Origin of the sequence: Pseudomonas sp. SB113, from assembly GCF_040754745.1 — a bacterium.
Classification (GTDB): domain Bacteria; phylum Pseudomonadota; class Gammaproteobacteria; order Pseudomonadales; family Pseudomonadaceae; genus Aquipseudomonas; species Aquipseudomonas grimontii.
Genome location: NZ_JBFMHW010000050.1, coordinates 1 through 10,241, shown reverse-complemented (window position 1 = coordinate 10,241; position 10,241 = coordinate 1). Strand labels below are relative to the sequence as shown.

Here is a 10,241-nt window from a genome sequence, read left to right as displayed (position 1 = left end):
TCCCGATAGCGGTGTGTCAGGCACCCTATTGGCGGGCTGATCCACCGCTATCGGGAGCAAGCCCCCTCCCACATTTTGGCCTAGGTGACTTTGCTTCACTGCCATCAAACCGTCATCTCCCCACCACCTTCCTGCCACATTCCCCCGTTACTGTCCTCGCCAATGAGATCGATCTCAAGCGAGTAAACATGACTGACCTGAAAGACGTTGCGCGGCTGGCGGGCGTATCCCGCGCTACCGCCGCCCGCACTTTTGCCTCCCCCGACCAGGTGCGCCCGGCGACCCGTGAGCAGGTGTTCGCCGCGGCCCGTGAGTTGGGGTTTCGGCCCAACCTGCTCGGCCGCCAACTGCGCCTGCAAACCACCCAGTTGATCGGCGTGGTGGTGCCCAACCTGCTCAACCCGGTGTTTGCCGAACAGTTCCAGGCCATGGAGCGTGCCGCGCGGTTGCGTGGCTACAGCCTGGTGCTGGCGACCACTGACTACAGCAGCGAGCGCGAGTGCATTGTGGTGGAGGAACTGCTGCGCCAGCGCGTCGATGGCCTGGTGCTGACGGTCACCGACGCCGAAAGCAACAGCGTGCTCAGTAGCCTGAATACCGAAAAGACCCCGTTCGTGCTGGCCTATCACCAACCGAGCAACCCCAACTACAGCGCCGTGTCGGTGGACAACCGCGCGGGCATGGCTCTGGCCACGCGTTACCTGCTGGAGGCCGGCCATCGACGCATCAGCATGGTCGCCGGCCCCGCCTTGCAGTCCGACCGCGCACGCCTGCGCTATGCCGGTTACTGCGATGCGATGAAGGAATACGGCCTCAAAAGCCGCGCGGTGATCGAAATGCCCGCGCATACCCAGGCCGAATTCGCCGCCATCCAGCCGTACCTCAACGGCCCCGACGCCCCCAGCGCCCTGGTGTGTTCCAACGATTTCCTGGCTATCAGCCTGATCGCCGAGCTGCGCCGCAATGCCTGGAATGTACCCGGGCAGTTGTCGGTGATGGGCTTTGACGGCATCGCCCTCGGCACCCAGATGCACCCGACCCTGTGCAGCGTGGTACAGCCCATCGCGCTGCTGGCCAGCACGGTAATTGACCAACTGCTGGCGCAGATCGCCGGGAATGACCCGGTTTCCCATTGCCTGCCTTGCCATATCCGGCCGGGCGAAAGTACCCAACCGTTTGAGGAGTCCCTTGATGCGCGCATTCAGTAAAACCCTGGCAGCCGTGCTGCTCTGCGGTGTGGCCAGCCTGGCCCAGGCCGCCGACACCGCGATTTGCTACAACTGCCCGCCGGACTGGGCCGACTGGGGCACCCAGCTCAAGGCCATCGCCGCCAGTACCGGTGTGCAGGTGCCGCTGGACAACAAGAACTCTGGCCAGTCCCTGGCGCAACTGGTGGCCGAAAAGGCCGCGCCGGTCGCGGACGTGGTGTATTACGGCGTGACTTTCGGCTTGCAGGCGCAAAAGGCCGGCGTGGTCGAGGGCTATAAACCCAAGGGCTGGGAGCAGATCCCCGCCGGCTTGAAAGACCCCGCCGGCCAATGGTTTGCGATCCACTCCGGGACCTTGGGCATCATGGTCAACGTCGATGCATTGGGTGGCCTGCCGGTGCCGCAAAGCTGGGCCGACCTGCTCAAGCCTGAATACAAAGGCATGGTCGGCTACCTGGACCCGTCCAGCGCTTTCGTCGGTTACGTCTCTGCCGTGGCGATCAACCGCGCAATGGGCGGCGACCTGGACAACTTCGCCCCGGCCATCGACTACTTCCAGAAACTGGCGAAAAACGCCCCCATCGTGCCCAAGCAAACCGCCTATGCACGGGTGCTGTCCGGCGAGTTGCCGATCCTGGTGGACTACGACTTCAACGCCTACCGCGCCCGCTATAAGGACAACGCCAATGTCGCTTTCGTGATCCCCAAGGAAGGCAGCATCAGCGTGCCCTATGTGATGAGTCTGGTGGCCAACGCGCCGCACCGCGCCAATGGCGAGAAGGTGCTGGACTTTGTGCTGTCCGACGCCGGCCAGGCGCTGTGGGCCAAGGCCTACCTGCGCCCGGTGCGTCCGGTGCAGATGCCGGCTGAAGTGGCCGCGCAGTTCCTGCCCGACAGCGATTACGCCCGCGCCGGTGTGGTGGACTATCAGAAAATGGCCGCTGTGCAGGAAGCCTTCGCCGCCCGTTATCTGAACGAGGTCAAGTAAGTGGCTGCATCGGCAAAACAGGCGGCCTGGGCGCTGGCCCCGGCCTTTGCGGTGCTGTTCGCGTTCTGGCTGCTGCCGCTGGCGCACTTGATGGTGCTCGGCGCCGAAAGCCGCGACAGCCACGGCAGCGGCTATTGGCAGGTGCTCAGTAGCGCGCAGTACCTGGGCAGCCTGGCGCAGACCTGCGTGCTGGCCATCGTCGTGACGTTCACCGCGTTGTTGATCGGTGGCATCAGCGGCGTGTTCCTCGCGCGCCAGCAGTTTTTCGGGCGTTCGGCGTTGGTGGCGTTGCTCACGTTTCCGTTGGCGTTTCCCGGGGTAGTGGTGGGCTTCCTGGTGATCCTGTTGGCCGGGCGCCAGGGGCTGCTGGCGTCCCTGGGCCTGCAATTGGCCGGTGAGCGCTGGATCTTTGCCTACTCGCTGGCCGGGCTGTTTGTCGGCTACCTGTACTTTTCGATTCCCCGGGTGATCCTCACGGTGATGGCCGCGTGCGAAAGCCTCGACCGCAGCCTGGAAGAAGCCGCGCATTCGCTGGGAGCAGGGCACTGGCGGGTGGTTTGCGACGTGATCGTGCCGGGCCTGGCGCCGGCGTTGGCGTCCTGCGGCGCGATCTGCTTCGCCACGTCCATGGGCGCCTTCGGCACCGCGTTCACCTTGGGCACGCGCCTGAATGTAACCCCGGTGGCGATCTACAATGTATTCACCAACTACGCCAACTTTGCCGTCGCCGCCGCGTTGTCGGTGGTGCTCGGCGCGGTGACCTGGGCGGTGCTGTTGCTCACGCGACGCCTGGTGAAAAATGCGGGGACGGTCTTGTGAAACGCTCATCGCTGTTTGTGATGCAACTGCTGTTCACCTTGCTGGTGTGCGCCTTCATGCTGGTGCCGGTGCTGATGTCGTTGCTGGCCGGGTTGACGCGCAATTTCTTCGTCGGCCTGTCCAGCGGCCTGACCTTCGACTGGTTGATCCAGGTATGGCAGGCCTATTCGCCCACCGTATGGCTGTCGTTGCAATTGGCGCTGGCGTGCGCGGTGTGCGTCTGCGTGATTGGTGTGCCGGCGGCGTATGCGTTGGTGCGCATGAACAACCGCTTCAGCCGTGCCTTCGAAGAACTGATGGTGCTGCCGGTGGCGATGCCGGGGTTGGCCAGTGCGCTGGCGTTGCTGCTCACCTACGGCCAGTTCGGCACGTTTCGCAGCAGTTGGCTGTTCATCCTGGTGGGCCATGTGCTGTTCACCTTGCCGTTCCTGGTACGCCCGGTGATGGCAGTGATGCAACGCCAGCAATTGCCGGTGCTGGAAGAGGCGGCGGCCAGTCTGGGCGCCGGGCCGATCAAGCGCTTTTTCAGTGTGGTGGTGCCCAACTGCCGGGCGGGGATTCTCGCTGGCGTGCTGATGGTGGTGACCTTGTCGCTGGGCGAATTCAACCTGACCTGGATGCTCCACACACCGATGACCAAGACATTGCCCGTGGGCCTGGCCGACAGCTACGCCTCGGCGCGCCTGGAAATCGCCAGCGCCTACACCCTTATCTTTTTGCTGATGATCGTGCCGCTGCTGATTGCGTTGCAGGCCATCAGCGCTCGTTTGTCCCGTGGAGAGCGTCGATGACCGCTATCACTATCCGCCTGCAAGGCTGTCGCAAGGCGTTCGCCGACGGCACCGTGGCTGTGCATGACCTGAACCTGACCGTCGAAGGCGGTGAAACCCTGGCGATCCTCGGCCCGTCCGGCTGCGGCAAGACCACCACCTTGCGCCTGATTGCCGGCCTGGAACGCCCGGACGTGGGCCAGGTTTTTTTCGGCACCGACGACGTCACCCGCCTGCCCATCGAGCGCCGCGACGTGGGCATGGTGTTCCAGAACTACGCGCTGTTTCCCAACCTGGATGTGGCCGGCAATATCGTCTACGGCTTGAAGATTCGCGGCATGGCGCCGCTTGCGCGGAACAAGCGCTGCGAGGAATTGCTGGAGCTGGTGGGCCTGCAAAACCATGGCAAGCGCAGCATCCACGAATTGTCCGGTGGCCAGCGTCAGCGCGTGGCCTTGGCCCGTGCCTTGGCGCCACGCCCCAAAGTGCTGTTGTTGGATGAACCGCTGGCGGCCCTCGATGCGCAATTGCGCGAACGCCTGCGCAGCGAGCTGAATGAACTGCTGCGCGGCCTTGGTATCACCTCGGTATTTGTCACCCACGATCAGGGCGAAGCCATGGCCCTGGGCGATCGTATCCTGGTGATGGAGCACGGCCGCGTCGCGCAACTGGCCAGCCCACGGGAGATCTACCAGCAACCGGCCAATGCGTTCGTCGCCGGTTTTGTCGGCAACCTCAATGCCTTTGCCGTCACCTCGCGAACTGCCCATGGCCTGAAAGTCTGCGGCGGCGAGTTGCCGTGGCAGGCCGCCGACGTGCCCAGCACGGTGTACTGTCGCCCCGAACACCTGCGGGTGATGGAGAGCGAAGGGCACTTGCACGGCCATCTATTGGCGCAGTTTTTCCAGGGCGCGCAAAGCCGCCTGCTGGTGGACGTGGGCGGCCCGCAGCCGCTGTTGGTGGACAGCAGCGACAACCAGCTCTACGCCGTCGGCACACCGATGGCCCTGGCGATTGCGCCGCACATGTTGTTCACCCTGAATGCGTGAGAGTTTGCTTGTGAATCGTCCGTTTCTTGTTGCACAGATCAGCGACCTGCACCTTAAAGCCGGCCAGCGCCTGACGTATGGGGTGGTCGATACCCTGGGGGCGTTGCGCCGTGCCGTTGACCACTTGAACGCCAGCACCCCACGCCCCGATATCGTGGTGATCAGCGGTGACTTGGTGGACTTCGGCCGCGCCGATGAATACGCCGTGCTGCACCCCGAACTCGCGCGCCTGCACATACCGTGCTACCTGGTACCGGGCAACCACGACACACGCGGGCCGTTGCTCGAGGCATTCCGTGATCATGCCTATTTGCCGTTGTCGGCAGAGGGGCCGTTGGACTGGGTGGTGGACGAGCATCCACTGCGCCTGATCGGCCTGGACTCGACTATCCCGGGTGGGCACGGCGGCCAGCTACTGGACAGCCAATTGCAGTGGCTGGACGCACAACTGACGCGACGTCCTGACACGCCGACGTTGCTGATCCTGCACCACCCGCCGTTTATCAGCGGCATCGGCCATATGGACCGCGAACCTTTTATCAACGCCGCCGCACTGGAGCGCGTCGTGGCGCGCCATCCGCAAGTGGAACGCCTGCTGTGCGGGCACCTGCACCGGCCGATGCAGCGACGCTTTGGCGGCAGCTTGAGTTGTGTGTGCCCCGGCACCTCCCATCAGATTGTGCTGGACCTGCAAGACGCCGCGCCCGCGCATTTCAACCTGGAGCCGGCGGGTTATCTGTTGCATCGCTGGGATGCGCAACACGGCTTGATCAGCCACAACGGCGTGTTCGGGGATTACCCGGGGCCGTATCCGTTTTATGACGCTCATGGATTGATTGACTGAGGTTTTACGGAGGTTTCACTTCACTCAACTAGCTAATACGCACCTGAATAACCGTTAACGCCCCGGCCAACGTCACGTTTGGCCGACGGCATCCTGCTGCCCATTTTTTGCGCTCGGAACTTGGATTCCGCGCCGGAGTTCGTCCTGATGAAAGCCACGTTGAATGTATTAAGTGTATTGACCGGCGGCCTGGGCATTGCCCTGAGCCCCTTGGCGTCTGCTGACTTTTTGAGCGACAGCAAAGCCAACTTGAGCATGCGTAACTTCTACTTCAATAACGACAACCGCGACGGCACGGCGGCACCGTCGAAGACCGAAGAGTGGGGCCAGGCCTTTATCCTCAACTACCAGTCGGGCTTCACCGACGGCACCGTCGGCTTTGGCCTGGACGCCATCGGCATGCTCGGCGTGACCCTTGACAGCAGCGCCGCGCGCCATGTCGGCAGCTCGATGATCCCCACCGAAGACGGCAAGGCCACGGACAACTGGGCCCGTGGCGGTGCCACCGCCAAGGCACGCTTTGCCAAGACCGAAGCGCGCTACGGCTACCTGCGCCCGAACCTGCCGATCCTGGTGAGCAACGACGGCCGCCTGTTGCCGCAGTCGTTCGAAGGCGGGCAAGTCACCAGCAAGGACATCGACAACCTGACCCTGGTCGGCGGCCAGCTTGAGCACACCACCGGTCGCGGCTCCAGCGACCGCAGTGGCCTGGCAGCGGCGGGCGGTACCCAGGAAAGCAATAAATTCACCTACGCCGGTGCGGACTATCAACTGACCAAGGACCTGATGGTCCAGTACTACTACGCCAACCTCGAAGACTATTACCAACAACATTTCGCCGGGTTGATCCACGTATTGCCGCTGGGTGAATACGGCTCATTGAAAACCGACCTGCGCTACTTCAAGACCAGTTCCGACGGCAAAAACAGCAGCGCCGCCGGACGTGCCGAAGGCTACAAATTGGGCGGCTTCACCAAGAACGGCAACGGTGAAATCGACAACAACACCTGGAGCGCCGCGTTCATCTACTCCCTGGGCCCGCACGCGATCACCGCCGGCTACCAGCAAGTCTCGGACGACAGCAACTTCGCCCAACTCAACCAGGGCGGCCTGGTGAACAAAGGCGAGGGCGGTGCCAGCCTGTACCTCTACACCGACCGTACCGTGCAGACCTTCATCCAGGCCGGCGAACGCACCGCCTTTGCCCAGTACGCCTACGACTTCGCGTCGCTGGGTGTACCCGGCCTGAAGGCCTCGGTGATGTACCTCAAGGGCGAGCACATCCTCACCACCAGCGGCAACGACGCCAGTGAGTGGGAGCGGGACATCTCGTTGGATTACGTGGTGCAGAGCGGCACATTCAAGAACGTCGGGTTCGGCTGGCGTAACGGCGTGTCGCGCAGTGAAGTGGCGCGGGACCAGGACCAGAACCGGGTGTTTGTGAGTTATTCGATTCCGTTGATGTAGTACCGCTAAGGACGTTCATCCCTGTAGGCGCGAGCGTGCTCGCTCCTATAGGGCGGGGCGAAGTCTGTGCCCGAGTAGTGGGGCTGGGCCAGTGATGGGTCGATCTTTTGAATGCCTTCAACGTGAGGAAATCTTGTGATGGTCTGGAATAAAATGAGTTTGTCTCACGATGAGAGGGTGTCGACAATGGCTGCCATACCTACCGACATTGGAGTTGTAAGTCATGGCAGTCGCTCATTCCCTTGGATTTCCGCGCATTGGACGCGATCGTGAACTGAAAAAGGCGCAGGAAGCGTTCTGGAAGGGCGAACTCGACGAAGCCGGCCTGCGGGCCGTTGGCCGAGACTTGCGCAAGACCCACTGGGATTTGCAAAAACAGGCCGGTATCGAGCTTCTGCCTGTCGGTGATTTCGCCTGGTACGACCAGGTGCTGAGCCACTCGCTGATGTTCGGCGTGATCCCCGAGCGTTTCCGTCCAGCCGACGGCAACGCCACCCTGCATACCTTGTTCGGCATGGCCCGGGGTGTCAGCGACAGCTGCTGCGGCGGCGCCCACGCCCAGGAAATGACCAAGTGGTTCGATACCAACTACCACTACCTGGTGCCTGAGTTCAGCGCCGACCAGCAATTCCAGCTGGGTTGGGAGCAGTTGTTCGAAGAGGTGCAGGAAGCCCGTGACCTGGGTCACACCGTCAAGCCGGTGGTGATCGGCCCGCTGACCTATCTGTGGCTGGGCAAGGCCAAGGGCGGTGACTTCGACAAGCTCGACCTGCTTGAGCGCCTGCTGCCGTTGTACGGCCAGATCTTCCAGCGCCTGGCCGACCTCGGCGTGGAGTGGGTGCAGATCGACGAGCCGATCCTGGTGCTCGACCTGCCGCAGGACTGGAAAAACGCCTTTGAGCGTGCCTACAACCTGATCCAGCGTGACCCGCTGAAAAAGCTCGTGGCGACCTACTTCGGCGGCCTGGAAGAGAACCTCGGCCTGGCCGCGAACCTGCCGGTGGATGGCCTGCACATCGACCTGGTGCGTGCGCCGGAGCAGTACCCGACCATCCTTGACCGCCTGCCGGCGTACAAGGTGCTGTCCCTGGGCGTGGTCAACGGTCGTAACGTGTGGCGTTGCGACCTGGAAAACGCCCTGGCCACCTTGCAGCACGCCCATGAAAAACTGGGTGATCGCCTGTGGGTGGCGCCGTCCTGCTCCTTGCTGCACAGCCCGGTGGACCTGGGCCGTGAAGACCAGTTGGATGCCGAGCTGAAAAGCTGGCTGGCGTTCGCCGTGCAGAAGTGCGCCGAAGTGGCGGTGTTGACGCAAGCGGTTAACCAGCCGCAAGCGCCCAACGTCCTCGCCGCCCTGGCTGAAAGCTGCGCCGTGCAGGCATCCCGCGCTGCCTCGCCGCGTATCCACAAGCCGGCGGTACAAGCGCGTGTGGCGGCGATTACCGGCCAGGACAGCCAGCGCCAGTCGCCGTTTACCCAGCGCATCGAGAAACAACGTGCGGGCCTGAACCTGCCGCTGTTCCCGACCACCACCATTGGTTCGTTCCCGCAGACCGCGTCGATCCGCCTGGCGCGTCAGTCGTACAAGCAAGGCAAGTTGAGCCAGGCCGAATACGTCGAAGCCATGCACAGCGAGATTCGTCACGCCGTCGAGGTGCAGGAAAACCTCGGCCTGGACGTGCTGGTGCACGGTGAAGCCGAGCGTAACGACATGGTCGAGTACTTCGCCGAGCAGTTGGACGGCTACGTGTTCACCCGCTTCGGCTGGGTGCAGAGCTACGGTTCGCGTTGCGTGAAACCAGCGGTGATCGTCGGCGACCTGAGCCGCCCGAAGGCGATGACGGTGGAGTGGATCCGCTACGCCCAAGGCCTGACCCGCAAGGTCATGAAGGGCATGCTGACGGGCCCTGTGACCATGCTGATGTGGTCGTTCCCCCGCGAGGACGTGAGCCGCGAAGTGCAGGCCCGCCAACTGGCCCTGGCGATTCGCGACGAAGTGGTCGACCTCGAAGCCGCCGGCATCCGGATCGTACAGATCGACGAAGCCGCGTTCCGCGAAGGCTTGCCGTTGCGCCAGGCGCAGTGGCAGGGGTACCTGGACTGGGCCACCGAAGTGTTCCGCCTGTGCGCCTCGGGCGTGCAGGATGAAACCCAGATCCACACGCACATGTGCTACAGCGAGTTCAACGATGTGATCGAGTCCATCGCGGCCATGGACGCCGACGTGATCACCATCGAGACGTCACGCTCGGACATGGAGTTGCTGGACGCGTTCGAAGCCTTCGCCTACCCCAACGACATCGGCCCGGGCGTCTACGACATCCACTCGCCACGGGTGCCGGATGCGTCGGAAATGGCCAACCTGCTGCGCAAGGCCGCCCAGCGGATTCCCGCCGAGCGTTTGTGGGTGAACCCGGATTGCGGGTTGAAGACGCGGGGGTGGCCGGAGACGGAAGCGGCGTTGATTCATATGGTCACCGCAGCTCGCCAGCTACGGGCTGAGTTGGCTTGATATCGTAAAAAATGTGGGAGGGGGCTTGCACCCGATAGCCATGGGTATCTACACAACTTTTCAGCCTCTGACAAATCTCCCTGTGGTGAGCGGGCTTGTCCCGCGTTGGGCTGCGCAGCAGCCCCAGTAAAGCAGCATGCGGTGTATCAGAAACTCCATAGCGGCTGTTTTGGCGCCGCTACGCGGCCCAACGCGGGACAAGCCCGCTCGCCACAGGGGAACTCGCCAGTCTCTGAAAATTGTGTAGATACCTATGCCACGATGAGTATGGGTATCTACACAACGTTGTATTAGCCAACGGTACCCACGATGCGAAGCGAGCCGCCCTTGATCTTGCTTTAGATCTTGATCTTGATCTCAGGCGCCCCCCCAAATCACTGTCGGATTACGGGCACACCGAGCCTGGGCGAGGTGCCGAGTGGTGGGGCAAGAGCCCTTTGCTTACTTTGGGGCTTTTTGTACGGACCGGACACATGGTTGACGGGTGTGCGGGGACATGGTGGACACTTTCCAGCGAGCCAATTTCGCCGGAAAGCCATCATGCCCTGGACCACGAGAGATGCCATGAGCCTGAAAGAAGAGTT

Annotated in this window: 8 protein-coding genes; all 8 read left to right on the top strand. The window is 62.8% G+C overall.

The window, feature by feature from the left end:
* Nucleotides 1-188 precede the first annotated feature (188 nt).
* The 8 genes from AB1462_RS31290 (at nt 189) to metE (ending at nt 9,657) form a co-directional block, all read left to right on the top strand.
* Nucleotides 189-1,208 carry a LacI family DNA-binding transcriptional regulator gene (locus AB1462_RS31290; RefSeq protein WP_315338366.1) on the top strand — a complete coding sequence of 340 codons (1,020 nt, stop codon included), beginning with the start codon at nt 189-191 and terminating at the stop codon, nt 1,206-1,208.
* A complete protein-coding gene (locus AB1462_RS31285; RefSeq protein WP_367248931.1) occupies nt 1,192-2,196 on the top strand; it encodes an ABC transporter substrate-binding protein in 1,005 nt (334 codons plus the stop codon). Before AB1462_RS31290 ends, AB1462_RS31285 begins: the two co-directional genes overlap by 17 nt.
* The gene (locus AB1462_RS31280; protein ID WP_315338365.1) at nt 2,197-3,015 is read left to right on the top strand and encodes an ABC transporter permease; all 819 of its coding nucleotides are present in this window, start codon (nt 2,197-2,199) and stop codon (nt 3,013-3,015) included.
* The gene (locus AB1462_RS31275; protein ID WP_065924597.1) at nt 3,012-3,806 is read left to right on the top strand and encodes an ABC transporter permease; all 795 of its coding nucleotides are present in this window, start codon (nt 3,012-3,014) and stop codon (nt 3,804-3,806) included. The genes AB1462_RS31280 and AB1462_RS31275 overlap by 4 nt, the downstream gene beginning before the upstream one ends.
* Nucleotides 3,803-4,834, top strand: coding sequence for an ABC transporter ATP-binding protein (locus AB1462_RS31270; RefSeq protein WP_090403003.1), 1,032 nt, complete (start codon nt 3,803-3,805; stop codon nt 4,832-4,834). The genes AB1462_RS31275 and AB1462_RS31270 overlap by 4 nt, the downstream gene beginning before the upstream one ends.
* 10 nt (nt 4,835-4,844) lie before the next feature.
* The gene (locus AB1462_RS31265) at nt 4,845-5,678 is read left to right on the top strand and encodes a phosphodiesterase (RefSeq protein WP_367248928.1); all 834 of its coding nucleotides are present in this window, start codon (nt 4,845-4,847) and stop codon (nt 5,676-5,678) included.
* Nucleotides 5,679-5,825: 147 nt separating this feature from the next.
* Entirely contained in the window at nt 5,826-7,145 is a 1,320-nt protein-coding gene (locus AB1462_RS31260) for an OprD family porin (RefSeq protein WP_090409918.1), read from the top strand.
* A 223-nt stretch (nt 7,146-7,368) separates the two neighbouring features.
* Nucleotides 7,369-9,657, top strand: coding sequence for a 5-methyltetrahydropteroyltriglutamate--homocysteine S-methyltransferase (metE, locus tag AB1462_RS31255; protein ID WP_367248926.1), 2,289 nt, complete (start codon nt 7,369-7,371; stop codon nt 9,655-9,657).
* The last annotated feature ends 584 nt before the right edge of the window (nt 9,658-10,241 follow it).

Bases quoted from the DNA above. Each gene is read 5' to 3' on its own strand.
- AB1462_RS31290 (WP_315338366.1), top strand. From the start codon at position 189: ATGACTGACCTGAAAGACGTTGCGCGGCTGGCGGGCGTATCCCGCGCT.
- AB1462_RS31285 (WP_367248931.1), top strand. From the start codon at position 1,192: ATGCGCGCATTCAGTAAAACCCTGGCAGCCGTGCTGCTCTGCGGTGTG.
- AB1462_RS31270 (WP_090403003.1), top strand. From the start codon at position 3,803: ATGACCGCTATCACTATCCGCCTGCAAGGCTGTCGCAAGGCGTTCGCC.
- AB1462_RS31260 (WP_090409918.1), top strand. From the start codon at position 5,826: ATGAAAGCCACGTTGAATGTATTAAGTGTATTGACCGGCGGCCTGGGC.
- metE (WP_367248926.1), top strand. From the start codon at position 7,369: ATGGCAGTCGCTCATTCCCTTGGATTTCCGCGCATTGGACGCGATCGT.